Annotated in this window: 14 protein-coding genes; 2 read left to right on the top strand and 12 right to left on the bottom strand. The window is 48.0% G+C overall.

Annotated features, from left to right (window positions below; all coding sequences use genetic code 11):
* Nucleotides 1-28: 28 nt before the first annotated feature.
* The 11 genes from IKW96_RS13855 to IKW96_RS13805 form a co-directional block, all read right to left on the bottom strand.
* The gene (locus IKW96_RS13855) at nucleotides 29-2,452 is read right to left on the bottom strand and encodes a penicillin-binding transpeptidase domain-containing protein (RefSeq protein ID WP_296576186.1); all 2,424 of its coding nucleotides are present in this window, start codon (nucleotides 2,450-2,452) and stop codon (nucleotides 29-31) included.
* A 327-nt stretch (nucleotides 2,453-2,779) separates the two neighbouring features.
* On the bottom strand, nucleotides 2,780-3,283 hold the full coding sequence (locus IKW96_RS13850) for a hypothetical protein (RefSeq protein ID WP_296576183.1): 504 nt from the start codon (nucleotides 3,281-3,283) through the stop codon (nucleotides 2,780-2,782).
* Complete coding sequence (rsmH, locus tag IKW96_RS13845; RefSeq protein WP_296576180.1) at nucleotides 3,276-4,217, bottom strand: 16S rRNA (cytosine(1402)-N(4))-methyltransferase RsmH; 942 nt, start codon at nucleotides 4,215-4,217, stop codon at nucleotides 3,276-3,278. The genes IKW96_RS13850 and rsmH overlap by 8 nt, the downstream gene beginning before the upstream one ends.
* A 58-nt stretch (nucleotides 4,218-4,275) precedes the next feature.
* On the bottom strand, nucleotides 4,276-4,707 hold the full coding sequence (locus tag IKW96_RS13840) for a division/cell wall cluster transcriptional repressor MraZ (protein WP_296576177.1): 432 nt from the start codon (nucleotides 4,705-4,707) through the stop codon (nucleotides 4,276-4,278).
* Nucleotides 4,708-5,120: 413 nt separating this feature from the next.
* Nucleotides 5,121-6,422, bottom strand: a complete 1,302-nt coding sequence (locus IKW96_RS13835) for a SpoIID/LytB domain-containing protein (RefSeq protein ID WP_296576173.1) — start codon at nucleotides 6,420-6,422, stop codon at nucleotides 5,121-5,123.
* Nucleotides 6,423-6,453: 31 nt separating this feature from the next.
* Complete coding sequence (locus IKW96_RS13830) at nucleotides 6,454-7,404, bottom strand: class B sortase (protein ID WP_296576167.1); 951 nt, start codon at nucleotides 7,402-7,404, stop codon at nucleotides 6,454-6,456.
* 6 nt (nucleotides 7,405-7,410) lie between these two features.
* A complete protein-coding gene (gene srtB / locus IKW96_RS13825; protein WP_296576162.1) occupies nucleotides 7,411-9,174 on the bottom strand; it encodes a class B sortase in 1,764 nt (587 codons plus the stop codon).
* Nucleotides 9,174-9,710, bottom strand: coding sequence for a CinA family protein (locus IKW96_RS13820; protein WP_296576158.1), 537 nt, complete (start codon nucleotides 9,708-9,710; stop codon nucleotides 9,174-9,176). Before IKW96_RS13820 ends, srtB begins: the two co-directional genes overlap by 1 nt.
* Before the next feature lie 69 nt (nucleotides 9,711-9,779).
* A complete protein-coding gene (thiI, locus tag IKW96_RS13815) occupies nucleotides 9,780-10,958 on the bottom strand; it encodes a tRNA uracil 4-sulfurtransferase ThiI (RefSeq protein ID WP_296576156.1) in 1,179 nt (392 codons plus the stop codon).
* Nucleotides 10,959-10,992: 34 nt separating this feature from the next.
* Nucleotides 10,993-12,147, bottom strand: coding sequence for a cysteine desulfurase family protein (locus IKW96_RS13810; RefSeq protein ID WP_296576154.1), 1,155 nt, complete (start codon nucleotides 12,145-12,147; stop codon nucleotides 10,993-10,995).
* Nucleotides 12,148-12,300: 153 nt separating this feature from the next.
* Nucleotides 12,301-13,665 (bottom strand): dockerin type I domain-containing protein, encoded by a 1,365-nt coding sequence (locus tag IKW96_RS13805; protein ID WP_296576149.1) that lies wholly within the window; start codon nucleotides 13,663-13,665, stop codon nucleotides 12,301-12,303.
* A gap of 278 nt (nucleotides 13,666-13,943) precedes the next feature.
* Between IKW96_RS13805 and IKW96_RS13800 the strand changes: the two genes are divergently transcribed.
* Together IKW96_RS13800 and IKW96_RS13795 are read left to right on the top strand one after the other, a co-directional pair.
* Nucleotides 13,944-16,466 (top strand): YfhO family protein, encoded by a 2,523-nt coding sequence (locus IKW96_RS13800; RefSeq protein ID WP_296576147.1) that lies wholly within the window; start codon nucleotides 13,944-13,946, stop codon nucleotides 16,464-16,466.
* A 2-nt stretch (nucleotides 16,467-16,468) separates the two neighbouring features.
* Nucleotides 16,469-17,005 (top strand): NUDIX hydrolase, encoded by a 537-nt coding sequence (locus IKW96_RS13795; protein ID WP_296576144.1) that lies wholly within the window; start codon nucleotides 16,469-16,471, stop codon nucleotides 17,003-17,005.
* A 42-nt stretch (nucleotides 17,006-17,047) separates the two neighbouring features.
* Here the strand turns inward: IKW96_RS13795 and spoVG are convergent, their stop codons facing one another.
* Nucleotides 17,048-17,347, bottom strand: a complete 300-nt coding sequence (spoVG, locus tag IKW96_RS13790) for a septation regulator SpoVG (protein ID WP_296576140.1) — start codon at nucleotides 17,345-17,347, stop codon at nucleotides 17,048-17,050.
* Nucleotides 17,348-17,484: the final 137 nt, after the last annotated feature.

Genomic DNA, 17,484 nt, shown 5'->3' with positions numbered 1-17,484 from the left:
TTTCTCTGTATTTTTCCTTATTTATACATCAGTCAGTAAACTTTTCAGTCTCAAATTCGAGTTCTACCACTGTTCCTCTCGGAACATAGCTGCCGCCCTCGGGAGTCTGCTTCTTTACAGCCGATCCGTCCTGTGCGCTGAGAACGCCCTTTGCCACATAGTTAAGGTCGTATACGCTCAGCGACTCATTCGCCACCTGAGGTGAAACTCCGATAAGATAAGGTACCTGTACCATTTTCTCGCTTTCGCTGAGCTTTTCGGTATAAAGGTATACGCAGCCGTCCTTGGCCATTGTCTTGCCCGTCATCGGTGACTGCTCAACGACTTCGATACCGTTGCCGAACTCCTTGTGCTTTATGCCCTTTTCGTCAAGCTGCTTTATCGCGTCGTCAATGCTTGAACCAGTAAGGATCGGAACTCTGATGTCAAGGTTCTGACGTTCCTCCTCATTGTACTCAGGACTTATGCTGAGGTACGGGAGTATCTCTTCAAGAATGCTCACAGCGCACGGCTTTGCAACGCTGCTTCCGTAGTACTGCTGATCGCCTGCATAAGGCATATCGCCGAGAACAAGAAGTATGAGCTCGGGATCGTCCGCAGGGGCAAAGCACATATACGAAGCTCCGTACTCCATGCCTGTTCCCTCGGTATCGTTATTGTCATAAAGGTTACGCATTACCTCCCTTTCGCTTCGGCGCTCGGAGGTTCCTGATTTTCCGCCTATAGCGTAACCCTTTATGTATGCGTTTCCCGTTTTGTTGTCATTGACTACCGTTTCAAGAGCCTGACGCATTTTTGCGGAGGTATCCTCGGATATCACCTGACGTCTTACGGTACGCTCGTTGTTGAGGACTATATTTCCGTCGCCGTCAACTACTCTGTCGACCACATAGGGCTTCAGCAGGTATCCACCGTTGATAACGGCGCTGCACGCTGTTATGAGCTCTATAGGAGTAACGGTCTCGCACTGTCCGAATGAGGAGTATGCAAGGTCGATATGCGTCATGGCGGCTCTGCCGTCTGTTTCGGTAACAGGCGGTATATCTCCTACTACCTCATAAGGAAGGTCTATGCCTGTTTTTTCAAGGAAACCGAAAGATTCGAAATAATTGTGGAATCTCTCGATACCGAGTATCTTTCCAAGTTCCATGAACGCAGGGTTGCAGGATTTGGTGAGTGCGTCCTGGAAGCCCACAACGCCGTGACCTGTGTATCTCTCATGACAGTGTATAGGGAAGTCACTGTCGCCGTCCTTGAGTATCTCAACACCGCTGCAATAATGTGACCATTCTTCGGTATCTATGGTCTTTTCCTCAAGAGTTGCAGCAGCAGTTATAACCTTGAATACCGAACCGGGCTCGTAACGCTCGCTTATGCATTTATTCCTCTTCTGTCTTTCGAGAGCCTCGGATTCGTACTCCTCCTTTTCCTTTTCTGTAGGATTGTAGTCATTTTCTTCCGCATATATCTTCTCGAGGAGCATATCCGTATTCAGCTCGCCCGGATTATTGAGGTCAAAGCCCGGATACGTTGCCATTCCCATTACAGCTCCTGTTTTCGGGTTCATTAGTATGGCACAGGCACGGTTCTTGATATAATGGTCGTCGGACATCTCTTTAAGGTACTTTTCGAGGATATACTGTATCTCTCTGTCGATAGTGAGGTACACGTCAGAGCCGTCCTTAGGATCATAGGTCTTTGAGTACTTGTAAGGGAGAGCGTTTCCGTGGGAGTCCTTTGCAGAGATAGTTCTTCCGTCGATACCCGAGAGGTATTCGTCGTATGAAGCCTCTATTCCGTAGGAAACGTTTCCGTTTGTGTAGCCGACAACAGTCGCCGCAAGGTCCTGCTGAGGATAATAGCGCTTTGTATCCTCGTCATAGCCTATGGAAACGAAGCCCAGATCCTCGAAATAGCTGTATATCTCGTCAACTGTGCCCTTTTCCACCTTGTCCTTGAGCTTTACGTACTGTCCTTCCTTTTCGATGGCGTCCCTGAATTTTCTCTGTGGTATCTCAAGCTTTACGGAGATAAATTCGGTAGCGCTGTCGACCACCTCATCTATAGAGGCAGGGAGAGCGTCTATCTCCTTGCCTTCCTCGTCGTACTTCGGCTCGTAGGTACCGTTTGCCTTGTCAAGGTTGCGCTTTTCGATGAGCTTTGAAAGTCTTTCCTTGTCCTCCTTGAACTGCTTGGGGTCAACAAAGACCGTGTACACAGTGGCGCTCTTGGCAAGAGCGACTCCGTTTGTATCATATATAGAGCCTCTGTGCGCCGTTATGGACATAGAGGCAAAATGCTGATCGTTCGCTTTTTCCTGATACGACTTGTTCTCAAGCACCGATATCTTGAAGAAATTTGCGGCAACTGCCGTAAAAAGAACGCTGAACACAGCTGTCATCACAAATTTGGTCCTGAACCGCATTGCATTTGACGGATTTGTATTTATCACTGAAAATTCTTCCTTCCGTGATTGACTGAATATCTGTAAAAATAAATAAAGGCAGGGTGTTTGTGTGCCCCGCCTCTGAACATCTTATTTTTCTTTCCGGATGTCCTTTTCTTTTGATACGACGAAGGATTTATCGCTATTCAAGCGCGGAACCGCCGTTCCCGAGCCCTTTAATTCACGCCCAGAGCCCGGGAACTGCCATTCCTTAATTGATCACCCGCTGTATCTCCTTGTTCTACATATGACTTCGGCAGTTATATATTTTTCAGGTTGCCGATAGTATTCATTTTATACGGGGCAGTCCGTCTGTTTATATTTATATTGGTACTACCCTCTGAAATATTCCACACACTTGTCGAAAAAGGACTTTATTTTCGCTATCAGGCCCTTTTCCTGTTCGGGAATAGTTACGACATCGCCTGTCTGTATCTTAATGTAATTTATCTGGGAAGGGTTTATCTTCTCCATTCCGAGTGAGGCTGCATATTCCTCTATACTCTTTGCCGATACCTTACCTTCAAGTTCAGACTGGAGTCTAACATTTTCGGCTGCGGCGCTATCGAGCTTCTCGTTCAGAGCGAACACCTTATTGTACATGGTATTGCGTCTGTCAAGCGAATAGATCACCGAACCGAGCAGTGCGGCAGCTAAGACAGATACGAAAATTATCATCATCAATGAACCGCTTCGGGCTTCATTCTTTGTCATACGTATCTCCTGCTTACGCTCAGCGTCATCGCGCACAACATCGCCGTTTCCGGTTGTCTCGTCCCGCTCGGCGTCGTCATAGCTTTCGTCCGTATAATAATAGCGTACAGTGTTTTCAGCCATTGCTTTCCGCACTCCTTTCTATTATTCTGAGCTTTGCGCTTCTGCTTCTGTTGTTTCTTTCAAGTTCTTGTTCTTTTGCCTCTAAGGGCTTTCTGTTCACAAGATTTCCCTGCGGCTTGCGTCCGCATACACACTGGGGAAAATCGGGAGGACAGACACAGCCTCTGCACCATTCCGCGAACTTTTTCTTTACTATCCTGTCCTCTAAGGAATGGAAGGTTATAACTGCAAGGCGTCCCCCTGCTCTCAGACTGAAGAATGCGTCCTCGAGACCTTTTTCAAGGTGCTCAAATTCTCCGTTGACCGCTATCCTTATTGCCTGAAAGGTCTTTTTACAAGGGTTCTTTTCTCTTCTCGCCTTCTGCGGAACGCTGTCCCTGATTATATCTGCGAGCTGCAATGTTGTTTCTATCGGCGAAGCCTCTCTTGCGCTGACTATATTCGAGGCAATTCTTCTGGAGAATTTTTCTTCCCCGTACTCGAATATTATCCTTGCAAGCTCGGATTCGGAATAGGTATTCACAACATCGGCTGCACTCATGCCCTCCTTGCTCATTCTCATATCAAGCGGAGCGTCGGAGTGGTACGAGAAACCTCTGCTTCCCTCGTCGAGCTGGAATGAAGATACGCCAAGATCCATGAGGATACCGTCGACGTATTCTATATCAAGTTCATCGAGGACTGCTCTTATCTCGGAATAATTCCTGTGATACACCCTTGCATTGGGATAGACAGAAAGACGTTCCGTCGCAGCAGCGACCGCGTCAGGATCTCTGTCAAGAGCGATAAGTCTGCCCTTTTCACTGAGCCGGGCAGCGATTGCAGAGGAGTGGCCTGCGCCTCCTGCGGTACCGTCAACATAGATACCGTCGGGACGTATGTCAAGCCCGTCCATGCATTCCTCTAACATTACAGGTATGTGGCTGAATTCCATTAGATATTTCTCTCCTTAGTTCCGGTGTGTACCGGACATAAAGGCAAAAACGTCTGTATCACAGAACCAGATCAGCAAGCACATCGTTGATCTCGTCCTGCGAGATATTGCTGTTGAATTCTTCCCATCTGGACTTGTTCCATATCTCAGCTCTTCTGTTTGCACCGATAACGACTACCTCGTCGGTTATCCCTGCATGATCTCTGAGCTGCTGTGTGATAAAGATACGTCCCTGCTTATCGGGGACCTGCTTATCAGCACCTGCAAGAAGCTTACGTCTTATGTCGCTTCCCTTCTTGCCGGGTATGGAATTAAGAGTCTCGCAGTATTCCTGAAATGCCTCTGGCGAGTATACGGCGATATAGGCGTCATCATGTCCCTGACAGAGAAAGAACTCCGGTCCGAGTATTTCGCGCAGCTTTGTCGGGAAGCTCATACGGCCCTTCTGATCTATGCTTGGATAATAAGTACCGCACAACAGATCTGACATAGAACTTCGCCTCGCTTTCTTGCAAACTCTTAGGACTGATTCACCCTAATTTGGAAAATTTCACTTCCAATCACCTTTTTTCACCCTAAACATATTTTACCATTATTCAGAGTCAAGGTCAAGATGGAGTTTTTTACAAGAGTTAACGCGATAATCCGCGATATTTTGTGGATTTTGTTCAAAGTTTAACCAAAAGCAGAACAAACGTTTTTGCTATTGTTAATTTATTTTGCTAAGTTTTCACCTTTTTTCACCTTTTCGAGTATTTTTAAGGTTTTTTTCACCTCTCGGCTTCACCTTTCATCACCCAAAAGGAGAAATAAGCCTCCGGATACACTAAGGCTGTGCCTCTCATCTATCCAAAGACTTATTTCTTTTGTTCTGTAATACTTGTACCGGCTCAAAGCCGTTTATCAATCATTTGTATATGTAAGATTGAATTTGGAGGATTTAAGTCCCATCATCATAGAGAAGGGATATCCCTTTATGGTTTTCTGTCCGTCGATGCTGACTTCCGTAACGTATCCCGTCTGCTCGGAATAAACAGGCTGGATCCAGTTGTCAGGATCGTCGGAAAGAGTTATATGATATGCTGATTCAAGCTTTTTCTTTACTGTATCAGCTTCCATATACGTAACTGTTCCCCAATGCGGATCAAACGCCGCGTCGTAATCGCTGGGCACGCTTCTCAGGTAAGGATAATCCGCATAGAATACCTCGTAGCAGTTTGCCGAGCAGCCGCCGCTTGAAGCGGAGAATACTGTCAGGGCATAATTGCCGTCATAGAAAAGCGCTTCGCCGAGAACCTCGTTGCAGGCGTCGATGACTATCTGCGGAGGGTCTTCCTTGCCTCTCAGGTCACTGGAATCGTCGTGGTTATATTTAAGATAAGTATATACGGCAACTGCCTGTGCCTTGATAGCTTCATAGGAGAAGCTTCCGCCAACCTCGCGGTTCACTATCTCGGAGACTACCTTGAGGGTATCGCCTGCAGGCTTATGAGCTATGGTGAGCTCTTCCTCGTCTGTCTCGCCTGTGTTCATAAGTTCGGTTCCGGGGTAGTAGTGGTACAGGATATCCTGATATGTCCAGCCTGCATAGGCAGCATAGAAATTAGCGCCGTTCTGGCTCATTCCCACTCCGTGTCCCCAGCCGTATGTAACGAATGCGAACTGTCCGGGCTTTGCTTCGAGGTTCGGGTCAGGCTGCGAGGATGGTATATCTCCCACAGTTGCTCCCGAAGTAACGAGCTCCACCGCAGTAGGTGTTTTTGTACGGCTTACCGCCGCATTCTTTGACAGAGTGGGCGTAGCCTTTCTGAGTGCATTCTTCTTCTTTGCAACAGCTTCCTCGAGAGCCTTGCGCTCTTCCTCGGAAAGCCCTGCATATGGGTCAACAGGCTCGCCCACCTTTGCCATTTCGGGGGTAGCGAGCTCGTAGCTTATAAGTGTAAGGCTGGAATCGTAATCGCTGATGTCAGCTTTTTCCCAGTCAACGGGTTTGTTCTGTTCCTCGTCCTCGTTTTCTGCAAGGGCTTCGGTAACGGCTTCCGTTAATCTGGATGTGGTATCGCTTACAGCGGTTTCGGTCACGGCGGAAGTATTTTCCGCTGCAATTGTGCCGTCTTCCGCAATTACTATACCCGTAGAAGCCGAGAGCACCAATGCTCCCGAAGTGACAGCTGCTGCTCTTTTAAGCATTGTCTGTACCTTCATAACGATCTCCTTTTATTATATAGTAAGGCGCTTACTGCTGCTGAGGCTGTTCGGCAGCGGCTTTTTCAGCTGCCTCCTTCTGTGCCTGCATAAAGGCTTCCGTATGCTGAATGGAATTGAGGTCTCCTGCGACCTCCCCCTCTCTCAGCCTTCTTGCCACAACAAGGAACCTCGAATTGTCCCAGTCTGCATAGCAGGTGGAGAGCGTCAGCAGTTTATCGCCGTATTTAACATCTATTCCCGTGTCAATGCCCCACGAACGCTTGCAGCAGTCGATGTAGAAGTTGAACTCCTCCTCGCTGTCGAGCTCTTCCATATTCCAGTAGTGGAAATCCGTAGCGTCGTAGGTGCCGCTCGTTACAAGGTAAGCGAATATAACGTAATCATAGTCCCTGTAATTGGAGCTGACCTTTATAAACGGGTACTGATTATAGAAATCAAAGCCTGCACGGTATTTTCTCAGTGAACCCATCATCGTTCCGTCATACCAGCTGTGACCGTAGATGACCAGGTTCTCGGAGTGTTCAAGATCGTTGCTGCCGAAGACGTCCCTGTAATCTGCATAGAGCGTTCCCCTGTCGTAGTACTGTCTGAAAAGGTCCTTTTCAAGATAGAACATATTGGGCGGCCATGCGTCGGGTCCATAGTACGGATCGTTTGCAGGTACCTCGCCGGGATCATGCACAAACGGATAATCCACCTGGGTACCGTCGATCTTGATATATCCCATGATATCCTTATTGAGCCTCTTGAGAGACTTTGTCCTTTCGCTCACGCCGGTTTCCGACGGAACATAGCTGTACTTATCCGACAGCTTCTCAGGCAGGTCTGCAACAGGCTCGGTAACAGCTGCGGTGGTTTGTACGACGCTTGGAGTAGGAGCAGCTTTCCTGTCCTTGTTCAGCAATACAGCCGCAGTTCCGAGACCTACCGCCGCTGCACAGGCAGCGCAGGCTGAAATGATCTTAATAGCTTTGCTCATGGCTTATCACTTTCCTTCCTTGGGGCCGTAGGGTACAAATTCTGCATCAGGATCGTAATGTTCGTTGGGGTGATCAGCGTAGAACAGCGTCGGCCACTTGATATTGGGGTTCGGCTGACTGTCCTGAGTACCCTTCATCGGATCCTCGCCCTCTCTTACCAGTCTTGCAAGTATTATAAGACGGGCACGTTCATCGGGGAGATAGCTGTTGCAGGTGGAAAGTGTAAGCAGCGGATCGCCGTACTTTACGTCTACATCGTTGGTGCGGATAGTTCTTCTCTTTGCCTCGTTGACGAAATTGTAGAAATCGTCCTCGCTGTCAAAGTCGAGATCGTTCCAGCAGTCAAATCGTGTATCGGTCTCATCGTCGGCGTCAAGTATGAAAAATGCAAATATCTTGTACTGATAATTCTCGTAATTAGAGCTGAGGTTTATAACGGGGTGAAGTCCGTAATACGCCTCATTTCTGACATAGTATTTAAGTGATCCGAACAACTGATCATCGTACATATTGTGTCCGTAAAGGATAAGATTGTCCGAATTCGGGCATTTAAGATAGCCTTCCTCGTCCACCTCGTCAAAGTGGTTTCTGTAATCGAGGAAGATCTCGCCCGCGATATTCTCAGTAAGGTCGTACTTCGTATTGAGGTACTTTTTATTGTCCTCCGCCTGCAAAACAGGATTGTTGAGAAGAGTGTCGGGTATGCTTATTACTCCGACGATATCGGGATTTATCTCAAGGAGCTTGCGCGCGCCCTCGAGGAGAGTATACTTCTTCCTTTTATCTTCCTCTTTCTTCTGTACGGGAGGCTTTTTCTTTTCAGTCGCAGTATCGTATATCTCCATGATCTTCTCGGTCTTGTTCCTGCTTGACCACAGGTCATAGTAGTAATCGCCAACCATGTATCCGCAGACAACTATGGCAATTATCGAGCAGAGGAATACGATCTTTCTTATGCACTCACCGACGCCGTCGCCCTTATGGGGAACAAGGTCGATAAGCCGCTGTTTGAAGCTTTTTTTCTTCTTTTTCTTCTTGTGTTTCTTCTTTTTTTCGGGTAATACGGCTTCTTCCGCCGCATTTCCGGCATTTTCGGGAGCAAACTCCCTGTGCTGCGCCTGATGTGTACCGTGTTCCGCCTTCAGTATGCTTTCGGCAGGACCAGCCGTTGCGGCAGCAGCCTCACTGTCTGTATGCTGAACGCCTTCTTCTTTTGCCGCTTTCATGACAGCCTCGCTTGACATGACCCTTGTGGGTTCTTCATCAGCTTCAGGCTTTACGGAAAATACCTCTTCAAGGTCTATTTCCTCTTCTTCTGCCTCGTGGGAGACCTCTGTGAAATCCTCCACCTTATCAGTGACCGTATCGGCAACTTCTGTAAAGTCGCCTGCGATCTCCTCCGCTATCTCCTTGAGTTCCTCATGTGCGGGTGTCTCAAGTCCGTCAAGCAGATCGGATATATCAGGTGAAGCGCTTTCGGCAGCCTTCTCCGCAACTCTGGCAGCTTCTTCAGCCATTTTTGCAGCCGCTGCCTTTTCGTAAGCGATAGCAGCGTCAAGCTCTTCAAGTATGTCCGCCGCTGTAGCCATTTTCTTTTCCTTGGCTCTCATTATGCGGTCGGATATGCTCTCCGTGCGTTCTGTTTCGTTTTTATTATCATAGGTCGTAGGAGCGACTTCCGCTTCACTGTGTATCGACCTTCTGATCGCTTTTATTTTTTCAGCTCTGCGCTGAGCCTCTGAGCTTTCTTCATTGAACTTGTCGCTCATCAGTCTGTAATCTCCTCCATCAGCATTTTTTCGACGATTTCAAAGGCATAAGCAGCGGCGCATTTTCTGATATTCGCCCTGCTCATGTCGCTGAGCTTACATAGCTCCGGAAGTTTTACAAATTCCCTGCCGCAAATATCGAAACCGATATAGACCGTTCCCACGGGAGTATCAGCAGTTCCGCCCGATGGACCTGCAATACCCGTCACGGAAACGCACACGTCTGCTCCTGAGCGCTGTTTCAGCCCTCTGACCATACTCAATGCCGTCTGTTCGCTCACTACGCCGAAAGCCCGAATCGTTTCGGCAGGAACTCCCAGAAATTCGGTCTTGATTCGCTCGGAATAAGTACATATCCCAAGCTCGAATACCGCAGACGCGCCCGATACTGATGTTATAAGCTCTGAAAGAAGTCCTCCCGTACAGCTCTCCGCTGTAGCAATGGTCAGACTTTTTCGTTCTAATAATTTTACAACATTTTCTACTGTTTTGTCAAGTTTATCGGTATCAGTTTCAGAAAATTTAACGCTTACCACTAAATCGCCGTCCTTGCTTTAGTTAATATCTCACAAAAATGATGTGATTAATTTGTGAAAAACTTAAAATTAATCTCCGTAATTAAAGGTCTTCATAACAGTTCCCTCGACAGCTTTCTGTATGAGCGGCTCAAAATCAAAGCTGTTCTGAGCTTTTTCCACATCACTGAGCACAGGTCTTACCTTCGGGTGACGGGGAGTGAATACGGTACAGCAGTCCTCATACGGGAGCACTGATGTGTCGAATGTATCTATTTTACGTGCGATTTCGATTATCTCGGTCTTGTCCATGCCCACGCAGGGACGGAACACGGGTATACGGCAGGCTGCGTCGGTGCAGACCATAGCCGCCATCGTCTGACTTGCCACCTGTCCCACGCTCTCGCCTGTGATAAGTGCAAGACAGTTGTCCTTTTCGGCGATGCGCTGAGCTATCTCCATCATGAGCCTTCTCATTATAATAGTAAAGAATTCCTCGGGGCAGTGGTCCTTGATAGCCTCCTGAAGCTCGGTAAAGGGTACGCAGTAGAATGCGATGCCGCCGCAGTAGTCCGTCAGCTTCTGACAGAGCTGCTCCACCTTGAGCTGTGCGCGGTCGGATGTATAGGGAGGGCTCACATAGTGGATAGCGGCGATGTGGATACCGCGCTTTGCCATCATGTAGCCTGCCACGGGGCTGTCAATACCCCCTGAAAGGAGAAGCATAGCCTTTCCGCTGCTTCCAACGGGAAGTCCGCCTGCTCCCTTGATGTTCTCGGCGTGAACGAAAGCGTTCTCGTCGCGTATCTCAACAGTTACCGTGACTTCGGGGTTCTTGACATCAACGGTCAGATGCGGAAACTTCTCGAGGAGCTTTCCGCCAAGCTCCATGCATATCTCGGGAGACTTCATCGGGAATGCCTTGTCGGAGCGCTTTGCATTGACCTTGAATGTCTTTGCACAGCTGAGCACATCTTCAAGATACTCATAGCTCTTGTTGCATATGTCCTCGAAGTCCTTCTCGCATACGCAGGCGCGGCAGTAGGTGGCTATACCGAATATCTTGCCCACTCTGTCGGCTGCCTCGTTGAGGTCGATGTCCTCGTCAAGAGGAGTTATATATGTTGTAGACTGAGCGCTGGTCATCTGAAAATGACCGAGGGGCTTCAGTCTGCGCTTTATGTTCTTTATGAGCATATCCTCAAAGGTCTTCTTGTTGAGACCTTTCAGTGCCATTTCACCGTATTTTACAAGTATCAGTTCTTTCATAGCTGTTCTCCTATACTATTATATATGTAAACTGTTATCCTCTCACCTTTTCCATGCCCTCGCAGAGAGCCTCGCAGAAGAGGTCAAGCTCCTCCTCGGTAGTCTCCGCGGTCATGCTGATACGCAGAGCGCTGTCCGCCCGCTTGTCACGTATGCCGAACTGTCCGAGAACTCCGCTCTGCTGTCCCTTTGAACAGGCAGAACCACTTGAAACGTATATCTCCTTGCTTTCAAGGAAGTGGAGCATTATCTCCGAGCGCTTGCCCACTGCCGAGATATTCACCACATAGGGCGAGCCGTCCTCGGGAGAATTTACCGCAACGCCCTCGATTCCGCCGAGTTTATCCAGCAGATACGCTTTCAGTCCGGCCACTTTTTCATAGCGCTCAGCGATAGTCGGGACAAGCTTTTTCACAGCCGCTCCGAAAGCCGCTATCATGGGAACGCTCTCAGTACCCGAGCGTATGCCCTTTTCCTGCTTGCCCCCCGTAACTACAGGAAGTACGCGGACTCCCTTTTTGATGTAAAGAGCTCCCACGCCCTTGCCGCCGTGTATCTTATGACCGCTGAGGGAGATAAGGTCCGCACAGAGTGCATTAGCCCTGACAGGCAGCTTCATAAAAGCCTGAACGCAGTCAGTATGGGTGATTATACCAGGAAATCTGCGTTTTACCGCAGAAAAAGTCTCCTTTACAGGCAGGATATATCCCGTTTCGTTATTCACGTACATCATGCTGATAAGGCAGGTATCATCGTCGCAGGCATTGACAAAGTCCGCCGCGTAATACCGTCCGTCCTCACGGGGAGGAACTCTCACCGCAACGAAGCCGTTTTTCTCCAGGTCTGCGGCAGTTTCCTCAACAGAAGCGTGCTCCACAGCCGATATAACTATCTTTTTCCTTTTCCTGCCGTAAGCAGCCGAAGCTCCGCGGAGGGCAAGGTTATTGCTCTCGGTAGCTCCCGAGGTGAAGCATATATTATCGCTTTCCGCACCTATCGCCGAAGCTATTGCTTTTCTCGCGTCATCAACGAGGAGCTGTGCATTCAGTCCCGCACGGTGGAGCGAGGAGGGATTGCCGTATTTTTCGGTCATTGCTTCCACAGCCGCCGCAACAGCTTCCGCGCAGGGCTTGGTGGTCGCCGCATTGTCAAGGTAAACTTCCATTTCCGTTATCCATTCCTTTGTCATAAGCATTCTTTTAATTATAACACATATGCTGAGAAAATGCAACTGCCGTGAAATGACAAAAATGCTCCCTTAAATAGGGAGCATTCCGCATAAAAAATCCTATTTACAGTAAAAACGTTCAGAATCTACGCAATGCAGCGTAAATGAGTGTCATTAGATCTGCAAGAGTATCAAAACATAATCTACAATGTTTACTCTGCCGTCCCCATTTATATCAGCAGCAAGCTTCTGCTCTTCGGAAAATCTTCCGGGATTTATCATTACAGCAAATACCAGTACAGCGTCGCTTACGTTTATTATACCGTCGCCGTTTATATCGCCCAAAGAGTAAACAGGACCTTCAATTTCGATCTCGTCAGAGATCTCGATATAACCGTTCTCAGCATGTTCTTTTGCCCAGGTCTCCATTTCTTCTCCGTCTTCATTCATATCGCGGTTCTGGAAAATACAACCATCATCAATAACGAACTCTACATCAAATATGTCTCCGTCCTTAACGTCATAGGGAACTTGGAAATCAAATGTCCACAGAACTCCGTCTCTTCCATCATTGCCTCTGCCTGCTGTAACAAGGCATATCTGGTTTTCAGGATCCGAAAACTGTGCCTGACCTGCTTCAAGCTCCTCAGCTGCAGGACCTTTTTTAGCCTCTCCGTTTACAAGCTTAAGTCTTTCATCATACTTTACGAACAGACAAGTATTTGCATATTCTTTGTCTGCTCCGCTGACACTGAGGTCAACTGACACAATAGCGCCGCCTTTTTCAGATGCCTTTACCTTTGAAAGCGAAAGCTGCGGCTGCACGACCTTTTTCGTTACAGTTGTTGTAGTGGTTGCTGCTGTGGTAGTAGTTGTTGTGGTTGTGGTAGTTGTCGTTGTGATCTTAGCAGTAGTTGTAGTAGTCTCCTGCTTATCCTCAGGCTCGTTGCCTACTGTAATACAGCCCTGCTCGATACCGTTTGTGAACACCCATGCTTCCATAAGCTTACCGGCTTCGTCATTTTCAAAATTTGTGAAATGGTCGCCTTCCTTGTAATTAATGCATACAGGGTATACATCTCCCATCTTGGCATCTGAAGGGAGCTGGAAATCCATAATCCACAGAACACCGTCTCTGCCTGAATTTTTGTCGGCGGAAGTTGTTAAAAGAATTCCTGACTCTCCGTCCTTTTCCTGTGTATAGCTGAGTTTCTTTCCTGCAGGTCCTTTTTCAGCGTATTCATCGTCTCTGTAAACAAGCTTAAGTCTTGAGTCATACTTGATGTGAAGGTCTGTATAGCAATATTTTTCATCTGCACCGATTACTGAAAGCTCTACTGTAACAACAGAATCTGCTGTGCCTTTAACCTGCGAGAGTGAAAGCGTAGGCTTGATCTCTGAGTCCTGAGGATCAACGTCATTGATACCATAAGGGTTTCCGCCTGCTTTTCCTACCGCAATTGAAGGCAATGCCGATGCGCAGACAATGAGCTGAAGCGATACTAAAGCGCTGCAAACACGTTTGATAAGTTTCTTCATAGTTTTTACTCCTTCTTTGTTATAATAGTGAAAAATATAGATCTGCCCGTTACAACACACCATACCACATTATATTGCATGATACGCTGAATGGAATGGGGAAAATCCGTTTATATTTTACCATAATTAGTTATTAAAGTCAACAAATATATCATAATTTATATACTATATCCCACGCCATGTCCCCATAATCGAAAATATATTCGTTTTTTGTTGCATTTCCGAGACGTTTGTGGTATAATTCATGTGTATATCTATTTTTAAAGGAGAACACTGCTGTGAAAAGGAGCTTCATGACGCGCGGCTGTACAAAAGAAAAATACCTGACAGCATTCCTCATAGGCTTCGGAACTATGCTGTTCTCGCTGCTTCCCATGATGCTGACGGAGCAAGGGTATTTCATATATTACGGCGACTACAACGCCCAGCAGATACCATTTTACTGCCTTGCGAACTCGGCAGTCAGAAACGGTCAGTTCGGCTGGAACTGGCTCACAGACCTGGGCTCCGACTTTATGACGTCATATTCGTTCTACCTCTTCGGCAGTCCGTTTTTCTGGCTGACAGCCCTTCTTCCGAGAAGTCTCATGCTTCACGCCATGCCTGTGGTGCTTGCCGTAAAGCACGGCACAGCTTCCCTTACCGCCTACGCCTATATACGCAGGTTCGTCCGCGGCAGCAACGCCGCTCTCACGGGAGCTCTGCTATACTCGTTCTCGGGATTTCAGATATACAACATCTTTTTCAACCATTTCCAGGACGTCACCGCATTTTTCCCACTCATGCTCATAGCACTGGAGGAGTGCGTGAACAACCGCCGCAGAGGCGCTTTTGCCCTTATAACAGCGCTTATGGCGTGTATAAACTACTATTTCTTCGCAGGTCAGGCAGTATTTCTCGTTATTTACTGCATCTGCCGCTTCAGGAGTCCTGATTTCCGCATAACATGGCGGAGGTTCCTGCCGCTGATGATCGAAGCGATACTGGGGACTCTCCTTGCGGCTTTCATACTTCTGCCCTCGGCAATGGCTCTTATGGGGAATTTCCGACTGGGCGAGAGGCTTTACGGTACGGAAATGATATCCTACGCCGACAGGACTCTCATACCGCACATAATACAGAGCTTTTTCATGCCCTGCGATCCCCCCGGATATCCAATTCTTTTCAGCCAGAACTACGAACTGTGGGCTTCGATAGGCGGATATCTCCCATTATTCTCCATGACGGGCGTGATATCATTCATGCGGCTGAAAAAGAAGCACTGGGCGGCAAAGCTCACGGCGGTCTGCATATTGTTCGCATTCGTTCCCGTGCTGAACAGCCTGTTCCAGGCGCTGAACTCCTACTATTACGCGCGGTGGTTCTATATGCCCATACTGATAATGGCTATGATGACCGCTCATACCCTTGACGACGAAGGCTCAGACGGCTTCTTCGGCCTTAAAGTCAGTGCAGCTGTCCTTGTGTTGTTCGCGCTTGTGGGCATTATCCCACGAAAGCCCGAAAACGGCGAAAAGCCGAAGCTTTTCTCCATGCCCGAGGATACCCCCTATTTCTGGGCGACTATTGCAGTCGCAGCAGTTTTCCTCGTCTGTGCATATCATATACTGCAAAGGAAGAAAAAAGGTACTCTCAGCACCGCGTTCATGGTATTTGTGACCTCGGCGGCGTCCATAATATGTATATTCACCACGACCCTCTACTCTGCAAGCAGCGTCAGCTCCGCGAAACACTACATCAACTCATTCATCGACTATGATGACGAGGTATACGAAGCGGTCGGCAGCAGCAGCTTCTTCCGCACAGATACAGGCTTCAACACCGAAAACGCCTCTATGATATGGGGACTCCCCTCAATCAGAGCCTTTCATAGCGTCGTCACCCCATCTATCATGGACTTTTACAGCTTTATCGGCATAAGACGCGACGTTGCTTCAAGGCCATCCCTGCACCACTACGGGCTGAGAGGTCTGCTATCGGTCAAGTACTTCTACAAGGAAAAGTCCGGTGGGAACAGCTACAGCAGCCTTGTTTCGGAAGTTCCGCCCGTACAGACGCGACACGCAAACAAAGACCCCGAGGAAGAGGATATCAGCGATGTTATAATCCCCGATGAGCTCACGGGCTTTGAATACGTCGGAGACACGGCTGATTTCGAGATATACGAAAACAAGCTCTTCGTCCCTATGGGCTGGGCTTACGATTCATATATAACAAGGAACGAGGCAAGGCAGAAAAGCGCTATTCAGCGCGAGGTCATCATGATAAAGTCACTTGTTCTCACCGATGAACAGGCAGAAAAATACAAGGATATACTCACGGAGTTCGACCCCGAGTACTACCCTGCCATCAACCGCAAGACCTATGAATTTTTCTGCCGCCAGAAGCAACAGTGCTGCGCCGAGAGCTTTTCATACGACGAAAATGGCTTCCGCTCGGTCATCGACCTCCAACAGCCTCAGCTCGTCTTTTTCAGCGTTCCCTACAGCAGAGGCTGGAGTGCTGAGGTAAACGGCATAAAAGCTGATATCGAACGCGTTAACGAGGGCTTTATGGCAGTAAAGGCAGACGCCGGAAAGAATACCATAGTTTTCCGTTACAGAACGCCCTTTCTCACGGAAGGGATAATAGTAAGCCTGTGTGCAGCTGCAGCGCTTGTGCTGTATCTCATACTTTGCCGCAGAAAAGACGGCAAAAACGAGCCGTACAGTTTCAGCAGCTATTATGACTACACATCATGTCAGAAAATAAAGACCGCACAGATATACTGCGACAGTCTTTTCAATAAAAAGGAGAAATGATAATGCATTTACAGGAAAAAACCATATCCAGTGACCTCATATACGAAGGTCCGATATTCACCATTACTCACGACAAGGCAGAGCTTGAAAACAGCAGTACCGCTGTCCGCGACGTGCTCCATCATCACGGCGGAGTATGCGTGATACCCATAACAGAAAACAACGAGATATTTCTCGTAAAGCAGTTCCGCTATCCGTTTCAGACCGTCACCCGCGAAGTTCCCGCGGGAAAGCTTGAAAAGGGCGAGGATCACGGCGAATGCGGAAAGCGCGAGCTTCTTGAGGAAACAGGCTATACCTGTTCCGAATACATCTATCTCGGGGAAATGCTCCCCACTCCTGCATACAACACCGAGGTGACCTATATGTACCTCGCAAAGGGACTGACATTCAGCAGTCAGAACCTCGATCCCGACGAATTTCTCGACGTTGAGCGCATACCGCTCACGGAAGCTGTAAAGCAGGTCATGGACGGAACTATCCGCGACGGAAAGACACAGATCGCAGTTCTCAAGGCTGCACGTATCCTCGGCATATAATAAAAAAGACCTGCATGATGCAGGTCTGTATGTCTGGCTGTATCAGACAGCTTCATCGCTCTCTCCCGGCTGTTCAGCCTCGATCACAGCAAGCTGTCTCTCGTATGCTTCAAGAATGGTCTCCTCGAAAAGCTTTCTTGCGGAAGCCGAGATAGGGTGAACGATATCGCGGAAAACACCGTTCTCGTCCTTTCTGCTTGGCATTGCAACGAAAAGTCTCTCGTCGCCCTGTACCACCTTGATGTCATGAACTGCGAACATATCGTCGATAGTTACCGAAACTACCGCTCTGAGCCTGCCGTCAGACATGATCTTTCTGATCTTTACATCTGTAATTTCCATAGTTTTCCTCCTTGTTAGTCTTTGTGACTCACGGTACGCGAACTGAATTAATTTATATTTATAACGATTAATTTCAGTTGAAAGTAAACCTGTAAACTATTATAACTCAGAATTCGTAAAATTGCAAGCATTTTATA

The sequence above is a fragment of the Ruminococcus sp. genome (assembly GCF_017549005.1).
Lineage (GTDB): Bacteria > Bacillota > Clostridia > Oscillospirales > Ruminococcaceae > Ruminococcus.
Note: the sequence above shows the minus strand (reverse complement) of the source record. Positions and strands in the feature narration are given on the sequence as shown.